This window comes from Acrocarpospora sp. B8E8, from assembly GCF_039871605.1.
Taxonomy (GTDB): Bacteria; Actinomycetota; Actinomycetes; order Streptosporangiales; family Streptosporangiaceae; genus Acrocarpospora; species Acrocarpospora macrocephala.
The window spans coordinates 1-24,928 of the sequence record NZ_JBDPLV010000055.1 but is presented as its reverse complement, the minus strand read 5'-3'; the positions used below and the strand labels follow the sequence as shown (position 1 = coordinate 24,928).

Sequence of the window (24,928 nt, the reverse complement as noted above, 5' to 3'; positions counted from 1 at the left end):
CTCTTCATGTTGCGGCTAAAGTCGTCCCCGAACCAAGGGGGATCATGTCCGAGCTGACCAACATCAAGTCGCCCCGGGTGAAGGCCGCCCGGCGGCTGACCAAGCGCGCCTTCCGGGACCGGGACCGCGCCTTCCTGGCCGAGGGGCCGCAGGCCGTCCGGGAGGCCCTGGCTCTGGACGGGGTCACGGTCGAGCTGTTCGCCACCGCCGAGGCCGAGCTGCGGCACCCCGAGCTCGTCACCACCGCCAAGCTGGCCGGGGTGCCGGTCTTCCGGGCCAGCGGCGAGGTGATGGCCGAACTGGCCCAGACGGTCACCCCGCAAGGGCTGCTGGCGGTGTGCCGGTTCGTGCACGTGCCGCTGGAGCAGGCGGTCGCCGCCGACGCGCGGCTGGTCGCGATCCTCGCGCACGTCCGCGACCCGGGGAACGCCGGGACCGTGCTGCGCACCGCGGACGCGGCGGGGGCCGACGCCGTGGTGTTCACCGACGCGTCGGTCGATCCGTACAACGGGAAGTGCGTGCGGGCCAGCGCGGGGAGCATCTTCCACCTGCCCCTGGTGACCGGGGTGCCGGTGGGCAAGGCCGTGCAGGACCTGAAGGGCCGCGGGTTCCGGGTGCTGGCGGCCGACGGGACCGGGCGGCGCACCCTCGACGAGGTGGCGCTGGAGGCGCCGGTGGCGTGGCTGTTCGGCAATGAGGCCTGGGGGCTGCCCGCCGAGTTGCTGGCGCTCGCCGACGAGGTGGTCCGGGTGCCGATCTACGGTCGCGCCGAGAGCCTCAACCTAGCCACGGCGGCCGCCGTCTGCCTGTACGCCTCCGCGCGTGTTCACCGGCAGAAGTGAACACTGGCTTGGACGCGCCTGTGTCTGGACTGAGGAACGCAGGTCGCGGAGCGGCCGGAGTGACGAGGGAAGACACAGGCTCCCGGGGCGGCCAAGCCCGCCGATCCGGAGGATCGGCCATGAACACGTAGAAGAGCCGCGTACCGAGCCTGACAGAGTGCTCGGGAAAACCGCTATTGTCGGGCCTGACGGCTCATAGAGCAGGTGTGACGGGTACTCGATCAGTGACCCCCGGCTGGAGGCGGTCCCCTTTGCGTGGCGAAAACACCCATGACCGGGTGCCAGACCCGGCGAGTGTGATCGCTGTAGATGATCTCCCGGACGGCCTGGTGGCCGTGGACGGAGCCGGCACGGTGCTGGCCGTCAACCGGGCCGCCGAGCGGCTCACCGGGGTGCGCAGGGGCGACGCGGTCGGCGCCCATCTCACCGACGTGCTGCCGTTCCGCGATTCCGACGGCCACGACTGGTGGAAGTGGCTGGACCCGCACGGCGGCCTGTCCACCCGGACCCGCCAGGTGGAGCGCCCCGTCGTGCTGGACCGCCGCGAGCTGCTGGTCGCCGCCCGGTTCGTCCGCAGCCCCGAGCGCGGCGGCCGGGTGATCCGGGTGGTGATCACCCTGAGGGACACCGCCGCCCGCAGCCGCCTGGAGCGCAGCCGCGCCGACCTGGTCTCCACCGTGGCGCACGAGCTGCGCTCCCCGCTGACCAGCGTGAAAGGCTTCACCGCGACCCTGCTGGCCAAGTGGGAGCGGTTCACCGACGCGCAGAAGCTGGTCATGCTGCAGACCGTCAACGCCGACGCGGACCGGGTCACCCGCCTCATCACCGAACTGCTGGACGTGTCCAGGATCGAGTCGGGGCGGCTGGAGATCCGCCGCCAGGTGGTGGACATCCCGGCCAGGACGCGCCGGCTCATCGCGGGCCGGGTGGCGGCGGGGGAGCCGGAGGACCGGTTCGTGCTCACCGTGGCCGGGGAACTCCCAGAGACCTGGCTTGATCAGGACAAGATTGACCAGATCCTTGGCAATCTGCTCGAAAACGCGGTGCGGCATGGGCGGGGTAAAGTCACTATTGTCGTAGAACCCGTGGAGTGGGGAGTGGCCGTGTCCGTGCGCGACGAGGGCGAGGGTGTCGCACCCGAGCAGGTCTCGCGCGTCTTCCGCCAGTTCTGGCGCGGCAACGGCCGCCGCCGCGGCGGCACCGGCCTGGGCCTGTTCATCGTGAAGGGCCTGGTGGAGGCGCACGGCGGCGCGATCAGCGTGCAGCGCGCCCCCGGCGGCGGCGCGGAGTTCCGATTTACCGTGCCCACCGGGGCCCCAGACTTCGCCTAGGGCTTCTCCGGTGGGCTCTCCGGCGCGCGCCGCGCACTAGACGCGGCGGGAATAGACTTTGCTCGCTCAAGCCCTGGATACGGAGCTCTCTCTTGTCTGATTACGACCCGGTCGAGGTGACGCCGCTGCATGCCGACGAGCTGGCGCGCGCGGAGGCCGACGCCCTCGCCGCCATCAAGTCGGCCGCGGATCTCGACGCTTTGAAGCAGGTGCGGCTCGCCCACGCCGGCGACCGTTCCCCCATCGCGCTGGCCAACCGGGAGATCGGCGCGCTGCCGCCGGCCGCCCGCGCCGAGGCCGGAAAGCGCATCGGCGGCGCCAGGAAGGCGATCGCCGACGCGCTCGCCGCCCGGCAGGCCGAGCTGGAGGCGGAACGGGACGCCAAGGTCCTCATCGAGGAGACCGTGGACGTCACGCTGCCCTGGGACCGCGCGCCGCGCGGCGCCCGCCATCCGCTGACCACGCTCCAGGAGCGCGTCGCCGACTGCTTCGTCGCGATGGGCTACGAGGTCGCGGAGGGCCCCGAGCTGGAAGCCGAGTGGTACAACTTCGACGCGCTCAACATCGCGCCCGACCATCCGGCCCGCTCCGACCACGACACTTTCTTCGTCGAATCGGTCGAATCCGGAAAAGTCCTGAGAACGCAGACGTCCCCGGTGCAGATCCGGGCGCTGCTCGCCCGCGACCTCCCGGTGTACGTGATCTCGCCCGGCAAGGTGTTCCGCACCGACGAGCTGGACGCCACCCACACGCCGGTCTTCCACCAGGTGGAGGGCCTCGCCGTGGACAAGGGCCTGACGATGGCGCACCTGAAGGGCACGCTGGACCGGTTCGCCGAGGTCATGTTCGGCGAGGGCATCACCACCCGGTTCCGGCCGAACTACTTCCCGTTCACCGAGCCGTCCGCCGAGATGGACCTGCGCTGTTTCGTCTGCCGGGGTTCCTCGGCCACGCCGGGCAGCCCGCCGTGCCGTACCTGCAAGTCCGAGGGCTGGATCGAGTGGGGCGGCTGCGGCATGGTCAACCCGCGGGTGCTGGTGGCCTGCGGCGTCGACCCGTCGGTCTACTCCGGCTTCGCCTTCGGCATGGGCATCGAGCGCACGCTGATGTTCCGCCACAACGCCGAGGACATGCGCGACATGATCGAGGGCGACATCCGGTTCACCCTGCCGTTCGGACTGGAGGTCTGATGAAGGTCCCGCTTTCCTGGCTGCGGGAGTATGTCGATCTCCCCGCCGTCACCGCGCACGAGGTCGCCGACAAGCTCACCGCGGCCGGGCTCAAACTGGAGAACATCGCCTCGCACGGCCACGAGATCAAGAACGTGGTGGTCGGCCGGGTGCTGGAGATCGAGGAGCTCGCCGAGTTCAAGAAGCCGATCCGGCACTGCAAGGTCGACGTCGGCGAGGCCGTGCCCCGCGAGATCGTCTGCGGCGCCGTCAACTTCGTGGTCGGCGACGTGGTGCCGGTGGCGCTGCCCGGCGCGGTGCTGCCGGGCGGGTTCGAGATCGGCTCCCGCAAGACCTACGGCCGCCTGTCCGACGGGATGATCTGCTCCGAGGCCGAGCTCGGCATCGCCGAGTCCTCGCCGGGCATCCTGGTGCTGCCCGCCGACACGGTGCTCGGCGCGGACGTGGTCGAGCTGCTCGGGCTGCGCGACGACGTGCTGGAGCTGGAGATCACGCCGGACTGCGGCTACGCGCTGTCCATCCGCGGCGTGGCCCGCGAGGCCGCCACCGCGTTCGGGGCGGCCTTCCGCGACCCGGCCGCGATCGACTACCCGGTCGCGGGCGGCGCCGCGCACCCGGCCTCGATCGCCGACCCCACCGCCTGCGACCGTTTCGTGCTGCGCGCCGTCTCCGGCTTCGACCCGGCCGCGCCGTCCCCGCTCTGGATGCGGGTACGGCTGGCGCGTTCCGGCATGCGCCCGGTCTCGCTGGCGGTGGACGTCACCAACTACGTGATGCTGGAGCTCGGCCAGCCCCTGCACGCCTTCGACCGGGCCACCGTCCAGGGCGAGATCGTGGTCCGGCGGGCCGAGCCGGGGGAGACCCTGGAGACCCTCGACCACGTCGTGCGCAAGCTGCACGTAGAGGACATCCTCATCACCGACGACTCGGGCCCGATCTCGATGGCGGGCACCATGGGCGGCCTGGCCACCGAGATCTCCGCGGGTTCCACCGACATCCTGATCGAGGCGGCGCACTTCTCCGCCACCGGCATCGCCCGCGAGTCCCGCCGCCACAACCTGGTCAGCGAGGCCTCCAAGCGGTTCGAGCGCGGCGTCGACCGCGAGCTGCCGCTGGCGGCGTCCTGGCGCGCGGTGGATCTGCTCTGCACCCTTGGCGGCGGTACGGCCGAGCCGGGCGTCACGCACGCCTCCGTCGAGGTCGCGCCGGTCGCCATCACCATCCCGGCGGGACATCCCGGGCGGGTGGCGGGCGTGCCGTACTCGAAGGAGACCGTGGTCTGGCGGCTGGAGCAGGTCGGCTGCGAGGTCGTGGACGGCGCGGTGGCGCGGGGCGGCGGGCACGGGGTGGCCGCGTCCGGCGTGGTGTCCGGCGGTGACCTGGCCGGGAAGCTGGCCGTCACCGGGGAGAACCCGATCACGGTCTACCCGCCGTCCTGGCGGACCGATCTGACCGACCCGAACGACCTCGCCGAGGAGGTCATCCGGCTGGAGGGCTACGACCAGCTGCCCTCGGTGCTGCCCGCCGCCCCCGCCGGGGCCGGGCTCACCGAGACCCAGCGGCTCCGCCGCCGGGTCGGCCGCGCCCTGGCGCTATCCGGATATGTCGAGGTTCTGTCGTATCCGTTCATCGGGGTGCGGGATCTGGACGGCCTGCAGCTGCCCGAGGGCGACGCGCGCCGCCGCGCCACCCGGCTGGTCAACCCGCTCAGCGAGGACGAGCCGCTGATGCGGACCACGCTGCTGCCCGGCCTGCTCAAGACGCTGGTCCGCAACGTGGGCCGCGGCTTCGCCGACGTGGCGCTGTTCGAGACCGGCCTGGTCTACCGGCCCAAGCCCGACGCCCCGGCCACCGCGCCCATCCTCAAGGTGGACCGCAGGCCGGCCGACGACGAGCGGGACTGGATCGAGGCCGCGCTGCCGGACCAGCCGGTCCGGGTGGCGGTCGTGCTGGCCGGGGAGTTCGACCGGTCCGGCTGGTGGGGCCCGGGCCGCGCCGCCTCCTGGGCGGACGCGATCGAGGCCGCCCGTTCGGTGGCCCGCGAGGCGGGGGTCGCCTTGGATGTGCGGGCCGACCGGCATGAACCCTGGCATCCTGGCCGCTGCGCCGCCCTCTACGTGGACGACACGCTGGTCGGTCACGCGGGCGAGTTGCATCCGCGCGTCGTGGAGGCCTACGGGCTGCCGCCGCGCACGGCCGCGATGGAGCTGGAACTGTCCCGCCTCACCCCGGCCGGGCCCGCGCAGACGCCGCCGGTGTCCACCTACCCGGTGGCCACCCAGGACGTGGCGCTGATAGTCCCGGCCGACACCCCGGTGACGGCGGTCGAGGCGGCGCTGCGGGCCGGCGCGGGCGAGCTGCTGGAGTCGATCCGGCTGTTCGACGTGTACGCGGGCGCGCAGGTGGGCGCGGGCAACAAGTCGCTCGCCTACACGCTGCGCTTCCGCGCGCCGGACCGCACGCTGACCGCCGAGGAGACCACCGCCGCCCGGGAGGCCGCCGTCGCGGTCGCCGCCGAGCGCACGGGAGCTCAGCTGCGCGGAGCGTGACCAGGGCCGCCTGATCCCATCCGGGAGGAGAATCCCGGATGGGATCAGGCGGCGGCGGACTGCTCCCCCCGGCGAGCACGCTGCTCAAGCGCGTGCTCGTCGGTGCGGGAGTCGTACGCCCGGAACCTGGGCAGCAGCGCGCCCAGCGCGAGCACCCCGCCGACGCACAGCAGCCCGCCCGCCCCCAGCGAGAAACGTTCCCCGCCCAGGTGGGACATGAGCCCGGCCCTGCCGTTGCCCAGCATCGGCCCCGCCGAGTACGACAGCAGCTCGATCCCCGCCAGCCGCCCCCGGTACTCATCCGGGATGGTCTGATTCCAGATCATGCCCCGGAAGATGCCGCTGATCATGTCCGCGCCCCCGGCGAACACCAGGCAGGCCACGATCAGCCAGATGTTCGGCATGATCGCCGCGACGGCCACGCCCACGCCCCACAGGGCCGCCGAGACGATCACCCCGAGGCCGTGCCGGTGCACGTGCGCGGTCCATCCCGACGTGAGCGAGGCGAGCACCGACCCGATGCCGCCCGCCGCCGCCAGCAGGCCGAGCGCGAACCGCTCGTTCTCGCCGCCGTAGTGCTCGGCCAGGAACGGGAAGAGCGCGTTGGACATGGCGAAGAACATCGCCGCCATGTCCACCAGGTAGGTGCCCATCAGGTCGGGTCTGCGCACCGCGTACCTGACCCCGTCGAGCAGGGACTCCAGCGAGGGCGGCGCCGCGTCCTCGGCCGGGGCGGCCGTCGCCACCCGCACCAGCAGCAGCAGCGACAGCAGGAACGACACCACGTCGATGCCGTAGGAGGTCGCCGGCCCGAAGCTCACCACGATCACCCCGCCGAGCGCGGGCCCCGCGATGCCCCCGATATTGCGGGTCATGCCCTGGATCGCGAAGGCCGCCCCCATCTGGTCGAGCTTGAGCACCCGGTTGATGACCGCCTGCTCGCTCGGCCCGCGCACGCTGTACAGCCCCGCGCTCAGCGCCCCCACCACGAACAGCACCCACACCTGCGGCTCCGGCATCAGGGCGTTCACCATGAGCAGCAGCGAGGCGCCACAGAGCCCCACCTCGGAATAGATCATGATCTTGCGCCGATCCAGCGCGTCCGCGATCGCGCCGCCCCACAGCCCGCCGACCACCATCGGCGCGAACTCCACCACACTGACCAGGCCCACCATCAACGGCGAATCGGTCAGCTCCTTCATCTGGTACGGCACCGCGACCAGCGTGATGAAACTCCCGAACATGGTCACCAGCGAGGATCCCAGCAGCAGCCGGAAGTCACGCGATTCGCGGATGGGGCTCACGTCCATGCGCATACGCCGCAGGAAGCCCGGGGAAGTTCGTGACACGAACGGCCATAATCGCCGGATCGGCGGCACGACCGCAACGCATTTTCGCGCTAGCGCGAGCGGTAGCAACAGTGGTCAGATGTCACACATCCACTCACACGCGGCCAAGGCAGAGTCCAAACTGTCAAACACCATGGGGCGGTGAAAACGTGTGCTGAGGACTTACCAGGAGATCCGTGACAAAGTTAACGAGCTCGCCCGTGAGTCTCTCCTGAATCAGTTGCCGGAGAGGGCGCGGCCGCAGTTTCTGGCCGAGTACGAGGCGGTCGCCGAGGCGGCGCCGGAGCGGCTTCAGGAATTCCTGCACCAGTGGTGGATGAAGGCGTTCGAATCCTGAGGGAGTCAGGTGCCCAGCACCTGCTGGCGGAGGCGGGTTTTGAGGATCTTGCCGCCGGGGTTCCTGGGCAGGTCGGTTTCGTGGAACCAGATTCTGACCGGGATTTTGAAGGGCGCCAGGGACTCCTTCAGGAATGCCTGGAGTTCTTCCTGGGTGGCGGGGGAGCGGAGTTTCACGATCGCGCCGACCTGTTCGCCGAGCTCGTCGTCGGGGATGCCGATGACGGCGGCGTCGTCGATGGCGGGGTGTTCGAAGAGGGCGGCCTCCACCTCGGCGCAGTAGACGTTCTCGCCGCCCCTGATGACCATGTCCTTGGCGCGGTCGACGATGTAGACGAAGCCCTCGTCGTCGACGCGGGCCAGGTCGCCGGTGTGCAGCCAGCCGCCGACGATGGTCTCCGCCGTGGCGTCGGGGCGGTTCCAGTAGCCCATGATGACGATCGGGCCGCGCAGGCAGAGCTCGCCGACCTGGCCGCGCGGGAGCTCCGCGCCGGTGGGCTCGCAGATCCTGACGTCGACGACGGGCAGGGGGAGGCCGACGCTGCCGGGTCTGGCGAGGTAGCTCCTGCCGCTGTTGTAGATGGCGAGGGCGGTCGTCTCGGTCATGCCGTACCCGTTGGAGGGCGTGCGGCCGGGGAGGAGTTCGGTGAGGCGTTCGAGGAGTTTGGGCGGGGCGGGAGCACCACCGTACGAGACTCCGGACAGGGTGGAAATGTCGTAGGAGCCGAGCGAGGGGTGGGAGAGGAGCTGCCAGGCGTTGGTGGGCACGCCGCTCAGCACGGTGATCTTCTCGCGTTCGATGAGCCGCAGGGCGGCCTCGGGGTGCCACTTGTACATGAGGATCAGGCCGTTGCCGCTGAACATGGTGGTGAGCAGGACGGCGAAGCAGCCGGTCGCGTGGAACAACGGCACGGTGAGCAGGGTGATCCGGCGCTGCTTGAGCGATTCGCCCGGATCCCTGCCGGCCAGGGCGACGCCGCGCGTCATCGCGTACGCGACGGTCATCGGCGCCTGGGCGAGGTTTCGGTGGCTGCCGAGGGCGCCTTTGGGGTGGCCGGTCGTGCCGGAGGTGTAGAAGATCGTGGCGGGGTCTTCGGGGTGGATGTCAGCGGGCGGAAGCACGACATCAGGTGAAATTTCGCCCAGGACCTCGTCCCAATCGGCCCCCAGTGAACCGAAGGAGCGGGTGACGATCATCGGGATGTCGATTCCGGCCAGTTTGGCCGCGCGTTCCCCGTCGGCGATCAATAGCGTCGCTCCCGAGTCGGACAGGCCGTATTCCAGCTCCCGGCGGGTCCACCACGCGTTCAGCGGGACCGCGACGGCGCCGATGGCGAGCGTCGCCGAGAACGCGACGATCCACTCCGGGTAGTTCCGCATCGCGATCGCGACCCGGTCGCCCTTGCGCACCCCGAAGGAGTCCGCGAGCCGGTGCGCGAGGGTGGCGGCGAGCCGGAAATGCTCGGTGTAGGTGAGCCGCTCGTCCTCGTACACGACGAACTCCTTGCCGCAGTGGAAGGCGCTGTTCTCCAGCAGCGCCCGGAATGTCGCGGGCGCGTGCCTCCAGGCCCGTACGCCCCCGCCCACGTCCTCCATCTCGAACAGCTGCCCCGGCGCCGTCAACCGGGCCTGGACCTGGTCGTTCGTGATGCTCATCCCACGGCTCCCTCACCAAAGGCGGATATTTCACGATACCGACCAGTAGGTATGCGGGCCAAGATCCCGCCACAAGTCCACTCCGTGGACGCTGGCTTGCATGCTCATGCTTCCCGGTGCATACTCTCGTTGAGAGGCAAGAAGATAAGTCCCAGTGCATAAACATACAATCCGGGGGGATCAGGGTGAAAGCGGCCATCGCCGGAGCGAGCGGATACGCCGGAGGCGAGCTGCTCCGGCTCCTGCTCGCCCACCCCGGCATCCAGATCGGCACGCTCACCGCGGGATCGAGCGCGGGCACCACGCTCGGCGAGCACCAGCCCCACCTGCCCGCCCTCGCCGACCGGATCATCGAGCCCACCGGCCTGGAAACCCTCAGCGGCCACGACGTCGTCTTCCTCGCCCTCCCGCACGGCGCGTCCGCCGCCATCGCCGCCCAGCTCGGCCAGGACACCCTGATCGTGGACTGCGGCGCCGACTTCCGCCTCAGCAGCGCGGCCGACTGGACCGAGTTCTACGGCGGCCCGCACGCGGGCACCTGGCCTTACGGCCTGCCGGAACTCCCCGGCCAGCGCGAGATCCTGGCGAACACCAAGCGGATCGCGGTCCCCGGCTGCTATCCCACCTCGGTCACCCTCGGCCTGTTCCCCGCGTTCGCCGTGGGCCTGGTCGAACCCGACGTGGTGGTGGTCGCCGCCAGCGGCACCAGCGGCGCGGGCCGCTCGCTCAAGACGTCCCTGCTCGGCAGCGAGGTGATGGGCTCGGTCAGCGCGTACCTCGTGGGCGGCACGCACCGGCACACCCCCGAGATGACCCAGAACCTCTCCGCCGTCGCCGGTCAGCCGGTCCGGGTATCCTTCACCCCGACGCTCGCCCCGATGGCGCGAGGCATCCTCGCCACCTGCTCCGCCCCCGCCACCCCCGGCCTCACGAAGGCGCGGCTGCGGGAGGCGTACCAGGAGACGCTCAAGGACGAGCCGTTCGCGCACCTGCTCCCGGAGGGCAGGTGGCCCGCGACCGCGATGACCCTCGGCGCCAACACGGCCATGCTGCAGGTGGCGCTCGACGAGCGGGCCGGGCGCGTGATCGCCGTGGTGGCCATCGACAACCTGACCAAGGGCACCGCCGGGGGCGCGATCCAGAGCGCCAACCTCGCGCTCGGCCTGCCCGAGGAGCTCGGCCTGCCCACCACCGGCGTAAGCCCCTAAAAGGTGTCAGCCCGTAAAGGAGAGCACCAGATGAGCGTGACCGCCCCCCTCGGCTTCCGGGCCGCGGGCATCGCCGCCGGCATCAAGAAGCGGCAGGGCCCGCCCGACCCGGCCAACGACAGCCGCGACCTGGCCCTGGTCGTCAACGACGGCCCGTCCAGGGCGGCCGCCGGAGTCTTCACCAGGAACCGGGTCAAGGCCGCCCCCGTGCTGTGGTCGGCGCAGGTCGTCGAGGGCGGCCTGGTCCGCGCCGTGGTGCTCAACTCGGGCGGCGCCAACGCCTGCACCGGGCCCGCCGGCTTCCAGGACACGCACGCCACCGCCGAGAAGGTCGCCGAGGTGCTCCAGGACTCGGCGGGGGAGATCGTGGTCTGCTCGACCGGCCTGATCGGCGAGCGGCTGCCGATGGACCCGCTGCTGGCCGGGATCGACACGGCCGCCGCCCAGCTGTCCCGGGACGGCGGCGTGGCCGCCGCGGACGCGATCAGGACCACCGACACGGTCAGCAAGATCGCCTTCCGCCGGGGCGAGGGCGGTTACATGGTCGGCGGCATGGCCAAGGGCGCGGGCATGCTGGCTCCGGCGCTGGCGACCATGCTGAGCGTGCTCACCACCGACGCCGACCTGACCTCACGGGAACTCGACGAGGTGCTGCGCCGGGCCGTCTCGGTCACCTTCGACCGGCTCGACGCCGACGGCTGCATGTCCACCAACGACACCGTGCTGCTGCTGGCCAGCGCCGCCTCCGGCGTCCGGCCCGACCTGGCCGAGTTCGAGCGCAAGGTCACCGAGGTCTGCGCCGACCTGTGCCGCCAGCTGCTGGTGGACGCCGAGGGCGCGAGCAAGGCGATCGCGATCGAGGTGGTCGGGGCCGCGTCGGTCGAGGACGCGGTGGACGTCGGGCGTACCGTGTCGCGGAGCAACCTGCTCAAGTGCGCCCTGCACGGCGAGGACCCCAACTGGGGGCGGGTGCTGAGCGCGGTCGGCACGACCGACGCGGAGTTCGAGCCGGACCGGCTGAACGTGGCGATCAACGGCATCTGGATCTGCCGGGGCGGCGCGGCCGGGGACGACCGGTCCAAGGTGGACCTGCGCCCCCGGGACGTGACGATCACCATCGACCTGTCCGCGGGCCCGCACTCGGCCACCATCCACACCACCGACCTGACCGCGGCCTACGTGCACGAGAACTCGGCCTACTCCTCATGACGCTGGAGAAGGCCCAGACCCTGATCGAGGCGCTGCCGTGGCTGGCGCGCTTCCACGGCGCCACCATCGTGATCAAATACGGTGGTCATGCCATGACCGAGGACCATCTGCGCGCGCATTTCGCCGACGACGTGGTCTTCCTGCGGTACGCGGGGCTGCGCCCCGTGATCGTGCACGGCGGCGGCCCGCAGATCAACGCCCACCTGGACCGGCTCGGCATCGAGTCGAGCTTCACCGCCGGGCTGCGGGTGACCACGCCGGAGGCCATGCAGGTGGTCAGGATGGTGCTGGTCGGCCAGGTCAACCGGGACGTCGTCGCCGCGATCAACCGGCACGGCCCGTTCGCGGTCGGCCTGTCCGGCGAGGACGCGCACCTGCTCACCGCCGAGCGCAAGCACGCCATGGTAGACGGTGCCAAGGTTGACATCGGCCAGGTCGGCGAGATCGTCCGGGTGGACGCGGACACCGTCGTGGCGCTGCTCGACAACGGCCGCATCCCGGTCGTCTCCTCGATCGCGCGCGGCGAGGACGGCACCGTCTACAACGTCAACGCCGACACCGCCGCCGCCGCGCTCGCGGTGGCGCTGAAGGCGTCCAAACTGATCGTGCTGACCGATGTCGAAGGCCTGTACGCGGACTGGCCGCACAGCACCGACGTGATCTCCACCATCGAGAGCTCCGACCTGGCCGAACTGCTGCCGGGCCTGTCCGCCGGCATGGTCCCCAAGATGGAGGCCTGCCTGACGGCCGTGCGCGGCGGCGTGCCGCAGGCGCACGTGCTGGACGGCCGCAAGCCGCACGCGGTCCTGCTGGAGATCTTCACCGACGAGGGCATCGGCACCATGGTCCGGCCCGACACCCCGAAGGAGGGGGCATGACCCTCTTTGACCGGTTCGAGCGAGCGTTCATGCCCAACTACGGCGTGCCGCCGGTCGCGCTCGCCCGCGGCGAGGGCACCCGGGTGTGGGACGTGGACGGCAAGGAATACCTCGACTTCATCGGGGGGATCGCGGTCACCTCGCTCGGCCACGCCCATCCGGCGCTCGTCGAAGCCGTGTCCACCCAGGTCGCGACGCTCGCGCACACCTCCAACCTGTTCCTGCACGAGCCGGAGGTGAAGCTGGCCGAGCGCCTGCTCGACCTGCTGGCGCACCCCGGCCGGGTCTTCCTGGCCAACTCCGGCACCGAAGCCAACGAAGCCGCCCTGAAACTCGCCATCAAATACGGCAAGACCACCGGCCGCACCTACGTCGTGTCGGCCGAGATGAGCTTCCACGGGCGCACCCTCGGCTCGCTGTCGCTGACCGGCAAACCCTCCATCCGCGACCAGTTCGGGCCGTTCCCGGCTGATGTGCGCTTCGTCCCGTACGGCGACGCCGACGCGCTGGCCAAAGCCGTCGACGAGAACTGCGCGGCCATCTTCCTGGAACCCACCCAGGGCGAGGCCGGGGTCGTGCCGCCGCCGGACGGGTATTTCGCCGCCGCGCGGGAGATCGCCACCCGGACCGGCGCGCTGCTGGTCGCGGATGAGATCCAGTCGGCCATCGGCCGTACCGGGCACTGGTTCGCGCACCAGGCGGACGGGGTCCTCCCCGACATCCTCACCCTGGCCAAGGGGCTCGGCGGCGGTCTGCCGATCGGTGCGGTGGTCGGCTTCGGCGACGCTGGGACGATCTTCGCCGCGGGCGAGCACGGCTCCACGTTCGGCGGCAATCCGGTCTCCTGCGCGGCGGCGCTGGCCGTGCTGGACAACGTCGACCTCGCCCATGTCCGCGTGGTGGCCCAGCGGCTGCGGGACGGGCTGGAGTCGATCGCGCATCCGCTGCTCAAGGGCGTACGCGGGCGTGGGCTCTGGCTGGCCACCGTGCTCACCGCGGACCGCGCCGCCCAGGTGCAGGCCGCCGCGCAGCGGGCGGGCTTCCTGGTCAACGCCGTCCAGCCCGACGCGATCCGGCTGGCCCCGCCGCTGATCATCACCCCGGCCGAGATCGACGCGTTCCTCGCGGCCTACCCCGCGATCCTTACAGAGGCCCAAAATGGTTAGACATTTCCTGCGAGACGATGATTTGTCGCCCGCCGAGCAGGCCGAGATCCTCGACCTCGCCGAAGCGATGAAGAAGGACAGGTACGGCTATCGCCCCTACGAGGGCCCCAAAACCGTCGCCATCCTGTTCGACAAGCAGTCCACCCGCACCCGCGTCTCCTTCGCCGTCGGCATCGGCGACCTGGGCGGCCTGCCGCTGATCATCGACGGCGGCACCTCCCAGCTGGGCCGGGGCGAGCCCATCGAGGACACCGCCAGGGTCCTGACCCGGCAGGTCGCCGCCATCGTCTGGCGCACCTCCGGCCAGGACAGGATCGAGGCCATGGCCTCGGCCAGCGAGATCCCCGTCGTGAACGCGCTCACCGACCAGTTCCACCCCTGCCAGGTCCTCGCCGACCTGCAGACCATCCGCGAGCACAAGGGCGCCCTGACCGGCCTCACCCTCGCCTACTTCGGGGACGGCGCCAACAACATGGCGCACTCCTACCTGCTCGGCGGCGCCACGGCCGGGATGCACATCCGGATCTGCGCGCCCGGCGGCTACCACCCCGATCCCGCGATCGTGGCCGACGCCGCCGCCATCGCCGCGGGCACCGGCGGATCCGTCGCCGTGCTCGACGACCCCGCCGCGGCCGCCCGGGACGCCGACGTGCTCGCCACCGACACCTGGGTGTCCATGGGGCAGGAAGGCAAGGACGAGCGGATCGCGGCGTTCACGCCGTACCAGGTGAACGCCGACCGGCTCGCCGACGCGGCGCCCGGCGCGATCGTGCTGCACTGCCTGCCCGCCTACCGCGGCCTGGAGATCTCCGCCGACGTGCTGGACGGCGCGCACAGCGTCGTCTGGGACGAGGCCGAGAACCGGCTGCACGCCCAGAAGGCCCTGCTGCACTGGCTGGACGCGCGATGAGCATCCCGCTGACCAAGACCGCCCGGCACGCCAGGATCGTCGAGCTGCTCACCCGCAACAAGGTCAGATCCCAGCCCGAACTGGCCAAACTGCTCGCCGAGAGCGGGGTCGAGGTCACCCAGGCCACCCTCTCCCGCGACCTGGACGAGCTCGGCGCGATGAAGCTGCGGGCCGACGACGGCACCCTCGTCTACGCCGTGCCCGGCGAAGGCGGCGAGCGCATCCCGCTCTACCGCACCGGGAACACCGGCGAGAACCCGGACGCCCGGCTGCGCCGGCTGGCCGAGGAGCTCCTGGTGTCGGCGGAGGCGTCGGCCAACCTGGTGATCCTGCGCACCCCGCCGGGCGCCGCCCAGTTCCTCGCCTCCGCGATCGACCACGCCGACTGGGAGTCCATCCTCGGCACGGTCGCCGGGGACGACACGATTCTCGTCATCAGCCGCGACCCCCACGGAGGTGACGTTCTGGCCGAATCCATGCTTCGGCTGACCAACCGTTCGCGTACCAACTCACTGGAGAAGCAATCATGAGCGACCGCGTCGTACTCGCCTTCTCAGGCGGCCTCGACACCTCTGTGGCCATTCCGTTCCTGGCGGAGAAGATCAACGCCGAGGTCATCGCGGTGGCCGTCGACGTCGGCCAGGGCGGCGAGGACATGGAAGTGATCCGCAAGCGTGCCCTCGACTGCGGCGCGGTGGAGTCGGTCGTGGTGGACGCCAGGGAGGAGTTCGCCGCCGACTTCTGCGTGCCCGCGCTGCAGGCCAACGCGCTCTACATGGACCGTTACCCGCTGGTGTCCGCGCTGTCCCGGCCCTTGATCGTCAAGCACCTGGCCGCCGCCGCGCAGCGCCACGGCGGGACGATCGTCTCGCACGGCTGCACCGGCAAGGGCAACGACCAGGTCCGCTTTGAGGCCGGCCTGGCCGCCCTGCACCCCGAGCTGAAGGTCATCGCGCCGGCGCGCGACTACGCGTGGACCCGGGACAAGGCCATCGCGTACGCGGAGGAGAAGAACCTCCCCATCGAGACCACCAAGAAGAACCCGTACTCCATCGACCAGAACATCTGGGGCCGCGCGGTCGAGACCGGCTTCCTGGAGGACATCTGGAACGGCCCGATCGAGGACGTGTACGCCTACACCGCCGACCCGGCCGAGCCCCGCGACGCCGACGAGGTCATCATCACCTTCCAGTCCGGCGTGCCCGTCGCCCTGGACGGCCGCCCCCTGAGCCCGTTCCAGATCATCGCCGAGCTCAACGCCCGGGCCGGCGCCCAGGGCGTCGGCCGCCTGGACATGGTCGAGGACCGCCTGGTCGGCATCAAGTCCCGCGAGGTGTACGAGGCCCCCGGCGCGATCACCCTGATCACCGCCCACATGGAGCTGGAGAACGTCACCGTCGAGCGCGACCTGGCCCGCTTCAAGCGGAGCGTGGACCAGCGCTGGGGCGAGCTGGTCTACGACGGCCTGTGGTTCTCGCCGCTGAAGAAGTCCCTGGACGCCTTCATCGCCGACGCCCAGCGCCACGTCACCGGCGAGATCCGGATGACCCTGCACGGCGGCCGCGCCGTCGTCACCGGCCGCCGCTCCGAGACCTCCCTGTACGACTTCTCCCTGGCCACCTACGACACGGGCGACACCTTCGACCAGTCCCTGGCCAAGGGCTTCGTCGAACTCTGGTCGCTGCCCAGTAAGATCGCCGCGGCCCGCGACGCGCGGGCCTGATCGTTTGTAGGGACGCGCCCCGGGTCCGGGATGGACTCGGGGCGCGTCTCGGTTAAGGTCACGGATGTACCGGGAGGGAGAAGAACGGTGGCGGACAACAAGCCGATGCGGCTCTGGGGTGGCAGGTTCGAGGGGGGGCCAGCGGACGCGCTCACCAGGCTTTCGGTGAGCGTGCACTTCGACTGGCGGCTCGTCCCCTATGACCTGCTCGCCTCGCGGGCACACGCCCGCGTGCTGCACCGGGCGGGGCTGTTGACGGAGGACGAGCTGGCCCGCATGCTCGCCGCACTCGACGACCTGGAGGAGGCCTGCAAGTCTGGCGCCTTCCGGCCGACGGTGGCCGACGAGGACGTGCACACCGCGCTGGAGCGCGGCCTGCTCGAACGGCTCGGCTCGCTCGGCGGCAAGCTGCGCGCCGGGCGCTCCCGCAACGACCAGGTCGCCACCGACCTGCGGCTCTACCTGCGCGACCACGTCCGCACGATCGTGTCCCGGCTGGTGGAGCTGGAGACGGCGCTGATGAGCCAGGCCGAGCAGCACGCGGAGACGGCCGCCCCCGGCATGACGCACCTGCAGCACGCGCAGCCGGTCTCGTTCGGCCACCAGCTGCTGGCGCACGTGCATCCGCTCACCCGCGACATCGAGCGGCTGCGCGACTGGGACAAGCGGGCCGCCATCTCGCCGCTTGGCTCCGGCGCGCTGGCCGGGTCCTCGCTGCCGCTCGACCCGCAGGCGGTCGCCGCCGAGCTCGGCTTCGACGCGGCGGCGGCGAACTCGATGGACGCGGTCGCCGACCGGGACTTCGCCGCCGAGTTCCTGTTCTGCGCGGCCATGATCGGGATCCACCTGTCCCGGCTGGGCGAGGAGATCGTCCTGTGGGCCTCGCAGGAGTTCCGCTGGATCGAGATGGACGACGCCTACTCGACCGGCTCCTCGATCATGCCGCAGAAGAAGAACCCGGACGTGGCCGAGCTCGCCCGGGGCAAGTCGGGCCGCCTGATCGGGTCGCTGATGACGCTGCTGATCACGCTGAAGGGCCTGCCGCTGACCTACAACCGGGACCTGCAGGAGGACAAGGAGCCGGTCTTCGACGCCGTCGACACCCTGCTGCTGGTCCTTCCCGCGGTCTCCGGCCTGGTCTCCACGATGCGGGTGAACACGGCCAAGCTGGAGACCTCCGCGTCGGACGGGTTCGCGCTGGCCACCGACCTGGCCGAGCTGCTGGTCCGCAAGGGCGTCGCGTTCCGGGACGCGCACGAGGCGGTCGGGCACCTGGTGGTGTGGTGCCAGGTCAACGACAAGGAGTTCGGCGAGCTGACCGACGAGGAGCTGGCCAAGGTCTCGCCGCACTTCGGCGGGGACGTCCGGGACGTGCTGAGCGTGCCCGGCGCGCTGGCCGCCCGGAAGGCGTACGGCGGGACCGCCCCCGACCGGGTCCGCGACCAGCTGGACACGCTCCGTGAGACCGTGGACGCGCAGGCGGCATGGGCCACCGGAGCTTGAAGCCGCTGCCGCGCGACTTCTTCGACCGGCCCGCGCACGAGGTCGCCCCCGACCTGCTCGGGCGGGTCGTCGCGCATGGGCCGGTCGCCGTCCGCCTCACCGAGACCGAGGCGTACGGCCTGCCGGGCGAGGACCCGGCTTCGCATTCGTTCCGCGGCCTGACTCCCCGCAACTCGGTGATGTTCGGGCCGCCGGGGCATCTGTACGTGTATTTCACCTATGGCATGCACTTCTGCGCGAACCTGGTCTGCCTGCGGGACGGGCTCGCGTCCGGGGTCCTGCTGCGGGCCGGTGAGGTGATCGTCGGGGAGGAGATGGTCAGATCCCGCCGCGAGAACGGGCGTCCGGTGATATTTCGTGATTTGGCGCGAGGCCCGGCGCGGCTGGCGGTCGCGCTCGGCCTGGCCCGCGAGCACAACGGCCTCGACTGCTGCTCGGACGACGCGATCGTCCAGGTCCTCGAAGGCGAACCCGCCACGGAGATCAAGTCAGGCCCCCGCACCGGGGTCTCGACCGGAGCCGAGACCCCGTGGCGGTTCTGGATCGATGGGGACAGAACGGTCTCGCCGTACAAGCCGCATGTCAGGCGGATCCTGGCGTAGGTCCAGGGAGCAGTGCAGCTGCACAAAGGGATAGTCAACTACGTTCTGTAACGAAGATCTCACGAAAAGACGTAAACTCCTGCGAGATGCACCGTCGTACAGTGAGGATATGACGGTGCTGACTATCGAGCTCGACCCGCAGATGGAAGCCGCTCTGGCCGACCTCATGGTCGACGGCGACAGCCCGGAGACCGCGATCCGCCACGCTGTGCTCGCCGCGTGGCGTCTACGCCGCGACGAACGCATTCGCGCCCAAGCCGAGGCCATTGCGGCAGACCCCGACGACCGCGCCGAGATCCGAGCGATCCAGCGTGAGTTGGACGAGCTGCGTGCGTGGTGACCTTTACCGGTTGCGTGCACCCCGTGACGCGGTAGGCCATGAGCAACGTGGCGAGCGCTTCGCCGTGGTGGTGCAGTCCGACCTTCTCAAGATCTTCTCCACCGTGTTGATCGCACCCACCTCAACGAGCGCGAGGGAAGCCGACTTCCGGCCCACTGTGGATCTCAACGGCAAAGCCACCAGAGTTCTCCTCGACCAGACAACCGCAGTCGACCCGCAACGACTCGGAGATTTCGCCGGACGCCTCTCCCCACAGGAGATCGATGAGGTGGACACCGCTCTGCGAATCGTCTTCGGCCTTTTCTGGTGATTCGCCGCTGGGAGCTCGCCTCGGCCGTCAGGCGGGCCCCAGACCGGGGTCTCGGTGGAGAGCCGAGACCCTGGGGCGGTTCTGGATCTATGGGGACAGGACGGTCTCGCCGTTCGAGCCGCATGTGCGGCGGATCCGGACCTAGGTCCGGGGAGCGTGCGGACCTAGGTTCGGGGTCAGCGGACGTACACGTTGGGCTTGGCGGGGGTGGCCATGCCGTCGCCGATGAAGAAGCTCGGGTGTGGTGGCTGGTTGTAGGCGGTGTTCTGCCAGGCGATGGCGACGCGGTACATCGGGTCGTGTGCCAGGGTGTGGATCTTGCGGTCGGTGACTGAGGTGGTCGCGTAGATCCGTAGCGCCGTGTTGGCCGTGGTCGGCCAGATCACTTCCTCGCGCCAGTCGCCGAGGATGTCGCCGGACAGGGACGGGGTGGACTTCGTGCCGTTGTTGGAGTGCACGCCGGAGGCGGTCAGCAGGCGGGTGTCGCCGCTGGTGCCGTACTTGTCGACGCGGGTGGCGTCCACGAGTTCGCGTACCGGGTCGCCGTCCCACCAGGCCAGGAAGTTGATTGAGGAAGGCTCCCGGCCCAGCGAGCCGCCGGTCGAACTGCGCAGCACGGTGTCGGCGGCCGACCACGCCTCCGCGCCCGCGCTGCCGGCGTAGACGTCGGCCGCCACGCCGCGGCCGTTGTCGCAGGAACAGCCGGACTGCGACCACAGGATCTGGCCGGTCTGCCCGGCCGCCATCCAGGAGTCCGGCCCGCCGGTGTTCTCCGAGGGCATGAAGACTTCCAGCCCGGCTCGGCCGGTGTTGAAGTCGCCGACGTGCAGGGCGTCGCCGTGGCCGAGGCCGGTGGTCCACAGCGGGGCGCCGTTGTCGTTGACCGCCATCGCGCCGTAGGCGACCTCGTCGCGGCCGTCGTTGTCCAGATCCGCGATCGACAGGCTGTGCGCGCCCTGCCCGGTGTACTGGCTGCCGGAGACGTTGGAGTCGAAGACCCAGCGCTGGGTCAGGGCGCCGTTCCGGAAGTCCCAGGCGGCGATCACACTACGGGTGTAGTAGCCGCGCGCCATGATCAGCGACGGCCGCTGCCCGTCCAGATACGCGGTCCCGGCCAGGAACCGGTCCACCCGGTTGCCGTAGGAGTCACCCCAGGACGAGACCGTGCCCCGGACGGGGACATAGTTCACCGTGGACAACACCGCGCCGGTCCTGCCGTCGAACATGGTCAGGAACTCCGGACCGGCCAGGACATAGCCGGAGGAGTTGCGATGGTCGGCAGTGGAGCTGCCTATCACCTGGCCGGTGCCGGATGTGGTGCCGTCCGCCGTCTTCATGGCGACTTCGGCGTCGCCGTCGCCGTCGTAGTCGTACACCTGGAACTGGGTGTAGTGCGCGCCCGCGCGGATGTTGCGGCCTAGGTTGATACGCCAGAGACGGGTGCCGGTCAGCGTGTACGCGTCCATGTAGACGTTGCCGGTGTAGCCGGACTGGGAGTTGTCCTTGGCGTTCGAGGGGTCCCATTTCAGGACGAACTCATAGTCCCCATCGCCGTCCAGGTCACCGACGCTCGCGTCGTTCGCGGCATATGTGTACGCCTCGCCGGATGGCGTGGTTCCTCCGCCCGGGGGCTGGATGGGCACGTCGAGATAGTTGCCGCCGGTAAACCGCAGCGAGGCTGGGGAGGCGGCCTGCTCTGCGCCGTTGACGACCGCCCTCACCGTGTACGACGCGTCCGCGGCGGCCGTGTCCAGATAGTTCGTGGAATTGCTCACCGTGGCCACCCGGGTGCCCCCGCGGTAGACGTTGAACGTGGTCGCGGACGTCTCGGTGCCGAGCAGCCGCCAGGAGACCAGGTTGGCGCTGCCGGACCTGACGCTGATCAGGCCCCGGTCGAGGTCCTCGACCTGCTTCGCCCCGGCGGGAATGGACGTCGGACTGGGGCTCGGGCTCGGGCTGGGGCTTTGGCTCGGGCTTGGGCTGGGGGATGGGCTTTGGGTGGGTGTGGGGCTGGGGACCGTACCCGTACAGACCGTGCCGTTCAGGGCGAACGACGCCGGAGCCGGGTTGCTGGAGTTGTTCCAGGACGCGTTGAAGCCGAACGAGGCCGTCGCGCCCGTGGCCAGCACGGCGTTGTGCCCGGCGTCGACCGCGGTGACCTGCCCGCCGCTCTGAGTGATCGTGGCGTTCCAGGCGCTGGTGACCGCCTGCCCAGCAGTGTAGGACCACACCAGCTGCCAGCCGTTGATCGGATCGCCGAGGTTGGTCACGGTCACGTTGGCGGTGAAGCCGCCCGGCCACTGGGACGGGACGCCGTAGTCGACCCGGCAGCCGGGGGCGGCGGCCTGTGCGGTGACTCCCGTCGAGACGGCCGCGAGCGCGATCAATCCGATGATCGCGAAGCGTTTCGATAGCGTGCGCATGTGCCCTCCACGTGGGGGACTGGGGTTACCACCTTGTACCGAAAGGTTTCGGAAAGCGCTATCCAGGAGGGTCGCTGATTTGGCGGCATCCGCCGGACGGTCCTCTAACCAGCAGACATCCGATGTCCGCGCCCGGCCGGGAGGTGAACGTTTCAGCTCCACTATCCAGTGGCGATAGGGTTTCGTGATCAGGCAGGCTGGAAACGGCCGCCTCCCGACGAGCAATGGGAAACTGGAACCGTGACCGACATCCTCGATGAGCTCGACTGGCGCGACGTCACCGCGCAGACCACCGATGCCGACGCGCTCCGCGCGGCACTGGCCGAGGGTCCGATCACGGTCTATGCGGGTTTCGACCCCACCGCGCCCTCGCTGCACGTCGGCAACCTCGCCACCCTGCTCATCCTGACCCGCTTCCAGCGCGCCGGGCACCGCCCGATCGGCCTGGTCGGCGGCGCCACCGGCCTGATCGGCGACCCCAGCGGCCGCAGCACCGAGCGGGCCCTCAACTCCGAGGAGATCGTCGAGGAGTGGGTGGCCAGGATCCGCGTCCAGGTGGAGAAGTTCCTCTCCTTCACCGGCGACAACGCCGCCACCCTGGTCAGCAACCTCGACTGGACCGCCGGGATGTCCGCCATCGACTTCCTGCGCGACATCGGCAAACACTTCCCGGTCAACCGCATGCTGGCCCGCGAGTCGGTCTCGGCCCGGCTGGCCGGCGAGGGCCTCAGCTACACCGAGTTCAGCTACCAGATCCTGCAGGCCAACGACTACCTGGAACTCTTCCGGCGGTACGGCTGCACGCTGCAGCTCGGCGGCAGCGACCAGTGGGGCAACATCATCGCCGGGGTGGACCTGATCCGGCGGGTCGAGGGCGCGCACGCGCACGTCTTCACCGGCAAGCTGATCACCAAGGCCGACGGCACCAAGTTCGGCAAGACCGCCGGTGGGGCGGTGTGGCTGGATCCGGCGCTGACCTCGCCGTACGCGTTCTACCAGTACTGGCTGAACGCCGACGACCGGGATGTGATCCGCTTCCTCAAGGTGTTCACCTTCCGCACCAGGGAGGAGATCGAGGAGCTGGAGAAGGCGGTCGCCGACCGGCCGTTCGCGCGTGAGGCGCAGCGTACGCTGGCCGAGGACCTGACCACGATGGTGCACGGCGCCGACGAGCTGGCCCGGGTGGTGGCGGCCTCGCGCGCGCTGTTCGGCCAGGGGTCCATCGCCGACTTGGACGAGGGCACGCTGGCTGCCGCCCTGTCCGAGGTGCCCCGGGCGGAGGTGGCGGGGCTCGGCCTGCCGTACGTCGATCTGATGGCGGAGAGCGGCCTGGCCAAGTCGAAGTCCGAGGCACGCCGCGCGGTCAAGGAGGGCGGGGCGTACCTCAACAACACCAAGATCACCGACGAGGAGTATGTGCCGACCGCCGAGGACCTGCTGCACGGCCGGTTCCTCGTGCTGCGCCGGGGCAAGCGCACGATCGGCGGCGTCGAGGTCTCCGGCTAGATCTCCCGAGCGTTCTGCGTATTCGTTCACAGAAACCCGCGCGCCGCGCACCTACCGTTGGGCGACCCCCTCCCAGACGGTGAACAAGGTGGAACGATGTGCGTGGAACAGGACGTGGCCCGGCTGGGCACGGTGACGGCCGACCTCCTCGAGTGCAACCGGCTGCTCGCCGCAGGCGACGCCACGCCCGAGGTACGGCTGCGGCGGGGGATCGCGCTCGACGCGATGCGTGACTATTCGGGCGCCCTGGCAGAGCTGACCGCCGCGCTCGACGGTCCGCTCGGCCCCGACGACCTGGCCGACGCCCACCACCGCCGGTCCCTGCTGCTGCGGCGCTCCGGCCGTTACGCGGAGGCCGAACTGGACGCGACCGCGTCCCTGGTCGCCAAGCTGACCTCGCGCGGGTACATCGCGCGGGCCATCGCCAGAAGCCTGCGCGGCGACCAGCAGGGCGCCTGGACCGACACCGAGCGGGCGCTCCTGCTCAATCCCGGCGAATGGGAGGCCCGCGCGGTGCGCGGCCGCGCGTTCCTGGCCATGGACCGCTGGCGGGACGCGATCGACGATTTCGACTGGGTCATCGAGCTGGGGGAGTGCCCGGTCTACTCGGAGGAGCTCCGGGTGGACCGCGCCGAGGCCCTGCTGGCCATCGGCGAAGCCGCCCGCGCGGTGATCGACTGCAGCCTGGCCCTCGCGGCTCGCGTCCCGTGCCACCCCGTTTCCGGGGCACATCGGGTTCATCTGGTACGGGCCCGCGCGCAGCTCGCGCTGGGGGACGCCGGGGCGGCGCTGGGGGACTGTTTCCTGGCGGCGGCCATCGAGCCGGGTGAGGCGGAGGTGTTCGAGGTGCGGGCTGCGGCATATGAGGCGGCCGGGTGCCCGGAGGACGCCAGGAGTGATCTGATGCGCGCCAACGACCTGCGGGAACCAAGAATTGTTGTGACGCCGTTGACATCCTCCCTGGCGTGAACGCCGGGATTCCCCCACGTCGCCGTGGGGTTCTTACTGCTTCTGCTACGCCGCGCGGGCGCCGTAGGTTGCGGGCGGTGCCAGGGTCGGAATTGCCTCGCCTGGTCTTACCCGCCCTCCACAGTCGTTTCGAGTGTCCGCCAGCCCGGCGGCCACCATGTCCTTGTCCTGCCCTTCGCCGGCGAGGGCCGCCTGCGCGCGCAGGCGCAGACCCTCGGCCAGGATGTTCAACGCGGCCGCCAGATCGCGGTCGTGGTGCTCCCCACAAGACGGGCAATCCCACGAGCGGACCCCCAGCGGTGCTTTCCCGTTGCGCCAGCCGCAGCATGGGCACAACTGGGAGGAGGGAAACCAGCGGCCGACCGTGATGACCGTCCGCCCATAGCGGGCCGCTTTCCCGGCCAGCAGTGTGCGGAACGTGCCCCAGGAGGCATCGCTGACCGATTTCGCCAGCCGGCTGCGGGCCAGTCCTCGCACCGCCAGATCCTCGATCACGACCGTTTGGTTCTCACGGATGATCGATGTGCTGGTCTGGTGCAGGAAATCCCGGCGTGCGTCGGCCACCTTAGCGTGCTGGCGGGCCACCGCGATCCGCGCTTTCTCCCGGTTCTTGCTCCCCTTCTCCTTCCGGGACAGCGCCCGCTGCAGCCGGGCCAGCCGCTTGGCCCGGCGGCGCAGCCACCGCGGATTGGCGATCTTCGTTCCGCCCGACAAGACCGCATAATGGGTCAACCCTAGATCGATTCCGATCTCGGCGTCCGCCTCGGATAGCACCTGCCCGGCCTCCTCGACCTCTATCACGAATGAGTCCTTCGTGCCCCGGGGTGACGCCGCTGCGGCGTGAAAAGGGGAGGCTGTCCCGCCGTACTCCGGATCGTGATGCGCGGGCGGTGGCCTGATCGGCAAGGCTGTGGGCGGCGAGGTCGTT

At 70.4% G+C, this 24,928-nt stretch carries 21 protein-coding genes; 17 read left to right on the top strand and 4 right to left on the bottom strand.

All coding sequences use genetic code 11. The features are described 5' to 3' along the window. Positions 1-44 precede the first annotated feature (44 nt). The 4 genes from ABGB08_RS38500 (at position 45) to ABGB08_RS38485 (ending at position 5,912) form a co-directional block, all read left to right on the top strand. Positions 45-842, top strand: coding sequence for an RNA methyltransferase (locus ABGB08_RS38500; RefSeq protein ID WP_347601075.1), 798 nt, complete (start codon positions 45-47; stop codon positions 840-842). A 251-nt stretch (positions 843-1,093) separates the two neighbouring features. Then, the gene (locus tag ABGB08_RS38495) at positions 1,094-2,173 is read left to right on the top strand and encodes an ATP-binding protein (protein ID WP_347601074.1); all 1,080 of its coding nucleotides are present in this window, start codon (positions 1,094-1,096) and stop codon (positions 2,171-2,173) included. A 92-nt stretch (positions 2,174-2,265) separates the two neighbouring features. Next, complete coding sequence (gene pheS / locus ABGB08_RS38490; protein ID WP_347601072.1) at positions 2,266-3,363, top strand: phenylalanine--tRNA ligase subunit alpha; 1,098 nt, start codon at positions 2,266-2,268, stop codon at positions 3,361-3,363. Then, on the top strand, positions 3,363-5,912 hold the full coding sequence (locus ABGB08_RS38485) for a phenylalanine--tRNA ligase subunit beta (protein ID WP_347601070.1): 2,550 nt from the start codon (positions 3,363-3,365) through the stop codon (positions 5,910-5,912). Before pheS ends, ABGB08_RS38485 begins: the two co-directional genes overlap by 1 nt. A 44-nt stretch (positions 5,913-5,956) precedes the next feature. On the opposite strand, the gene ABGB08_RS38480 is transcribed toward ABGB08_RS38485, so the two are convergent. Both ABGB08_RS38480 and ABGB08_RS38475 read right to left on the bottom strand, forming a co-directional pair. Then, positions 5,957-7,261 (bottom strand): MFS transporter, encoded by a 1,305-nt coding sequence (locus ABGB08_RS38480; RefSeq protein ID WP_347601068.1) that lies wholly within the window; start codon positions 7,259-7,261, stop codon positions 5,957-5,959. A 342-nt stretch (positions 7,262-7,603) separates the two neighbouring features. Continuing rightward, positions 7,604-9,253 carry a class I adenylate-forming enzyme family protein gene (locus ABGB08_RS38475; protein ID WP_347601066.1) on the bottom strand — a complete coding sequence of 550 codons (1,650 nt, stop codon included), beginning with the start codon at positions 9,251-9,253 and terminating at the stop codon, positions 7,604-7,606. A 179-nt stretch (positions 9,254-9,432) separates the two neighbouring features. On the opposite strand from ABGB08_RS38475, the gene argC reads away from it, so the two are divergent. The 11 genes from argC to ABGB08_RS38420 all read left to right on the top strand — a co-directional run bounded on the left by argC (position 9,433) and on the right by ABGB08_RS38420 (position 19,102). Further along, on the top strand, positions 9,433-10,461 hold the full coding sequence (argC, locus tag ABGB08_RS38470) for an N-acetyl-gamma-glutamyl-phosphate reductase (protein ID WP_347601156.1): 1,029 nt from the start codon (positions 9,433-9,435) through the stop codon (positions 10,459-10,461). Between the two features lie 30 nt (positions 10,462-10,491). Next, positions 10,492-11,670 (top strand): bifunctional glutamate N-acetyltransferase/amino-acid acetyltransferase ArgJ, encoded by a 1,179-nt coding sequence (argJ, locus tag ABGB08_RS38465; RefSeq protein ID WP_155359798.1) that lies wholly within the window; start codon positions 10,492-10,494, stop codon positions 11,668-11,670. Beyond that, entirely contained in the window at positions 11,667-12,548 is an 882-nt protein-coding gene (argB, locus tag ABGB08_RS38460; RefSeq protein WP_347601063.1) for an acetylglutamate kinase, read from the top strand. The genes argJ and argB overlap by 4 nt, the downstream gene beginning before the upstream one ends. Then, positions 12,545-13,714 (top strand): acetylornithine transaminase, encoded by a 1,170-nt coding sequence (locus tag ABGB08_RS38455; RefSeq protein ID WP_347601062.1) that lies wholly within the window; start codon positions 12,545-12,547, stop codon positions 13,712-13,714. The genes argB and ABGB08_RS38455 overlap by 4 nt, the downstream gene beginning before the upstream one ends. Continuing rightward, complete coding sequence (gene argF / locus ABGB08_RS38450) at positions 13,707-14,624, top strand: ornithine carbamoyltransferase (RefSeq protein ID WP_347601060.1); 918 nt, start codon at positions 13,707-13,709, stop codon at positions 14,622-14,624. Before ABGB08_RS38455 ends, argF begins: the two co-directional genes overlap by 8 nt. After that, positions 14,621-15,154, top strand: coding sequence for an arginine repressor (locus ABGB08_RS38445; protein WP_155346697.1), 534 nt, complete (start codon positions 14,621-14,623; stop codon positions 15,152-15,154). Before argF ends, ABGB08_RS38445 begins: the two co-directional genes overlap by 4 nt. Beyond that, the gene (locus ABGB08_RS38440; RefSeq protein ID WP_347601058.1) at positions 15,151-16,347 is read left to right on the top strand and encodes an argininosuccinate synthase; all 1,197 of its coding nucleotides are present in this window, start codon (positions 15,151-15,153) and stop codon (positions 16,345-16,347) included. Before ABGB08_RS38445 ends, ABGB08_RS38440 begins: the two co-directional genes overlap by 4 nt. Positions 16,348-16,452: 105 nt before the next feature. Next, positions 16,453-17,850, top strand: a complete 1,398-nt coding sequence (argH, locus tag ABGB08_RS38435; protein ID WP_347601154.1) for an argininosuccinate lyase — start codon at positions 16,453-16,455, stop codon at positions 17,848-17,850. Further along, complete coding sequence (locus ABGB08_RS38430) at positions 17,832-18,452, top strand: DNA-3-methyladenine glycosylase (RefSeq protein WP_347601056.1); 621 nt, start codon at positions 17,832-17,834, stop codon at positions 18,450-18,452. The genes argH and ABGB08_RS38430 overlap by 19 nt, the downstream gene beginning before the upstream one ends. A 109-nt stretch (positions 18,453-18,561) precedes the next feature. Further along, on the top strand, positions 18,562-18,792 hold the full coding sequence (locus ABGB08_RS38425; protein WP_347601054.1) for a hypothetical protein: 231 nt from the start codon (positions 18,562-18,564) through the stop codon (positions 18,790-18,792). Positions 18,793-18,802: 10 nt separating this feature from the next. Then, positions 18,803-19,102 (top strand): type II toxin-antitoxin system PemK/MazF family toxin, encoded by a 300-nt coding sequence (locus ABGB08_RS38420; RefSeq protein WP_347601052.1) that lies wholly within the window; start codon positions 18,803-18,805, stop codon positions 19,100-19,102. A 176-nt stretch (positions 19,103-19,278) separates the two neighbouring features. Here ABGB08_RS38420 and ABGB08_RS38415 read toward each other — a convergent pair whose 3' ends face one another. After that, the gene (locus ABGB08_RS38415) at positions 19,279-21,525 is read right to left on the bottom strand and encodes a cellulose binding domain-containing protein (RefSeq protein ID WP_347601050.1); all 2,247 of its coding nucleotides are present in this window, start codon (positions 21,523-21,525) and stop codon (positions 19,279-19,281) included. A 240-nt stretch (positions 21,526-21,765) separates the two neighbouring features. Between ABGB08_RS38415 and tyrS the strand changes: the two genes are divergently transcribed. Continuing rightward, positions 21,766-23,031 carry a tyrosine--tRNA ligase gene (gene tyrS / locus ABGB08_RS38410; protein WP_155346714.1) on the top strand — a complete coding sequence of 422 codons (1,266 nt, stop codon included), beginning with the start codon at positions 21,766-21,768 and terminating at the stop codon, positions 23,029-23,031. A gap of 96 nt (positions 23,032-23,127) precedes the next feature. Beyond that, positions 23,128-24,000 (top strand): tetratricopeptide repeat protein, encoded by an 873-nt coding sequence (locus ABGB08_RS38405; protein ID WP_347601048.1) that lies wholly within the window; start codon positions 23,128-23,130, stop codon positions 23,998-24,000. Positions 24,001-24,045: 45 nt separating this feature from the next. Here ABGB08_RS38405 and ABGB08_RS38400 read toward each other — a convergent pair whose 3' ends face one another. Further along, positions 24,046-24,801 (bottom strand): RNA-guided endonuclease TnpB family protein, encoded by a 756-nt coding sequence (locus ABGB08_RS38400; protein ID WP_347601046.1) that lies wholly within the window; start codon positions 24,799-24,801, stop codon positions 24,046-24,048. Between the last annotated feature and the right edge of the window lie 127 nt (positions 24,802-24,928).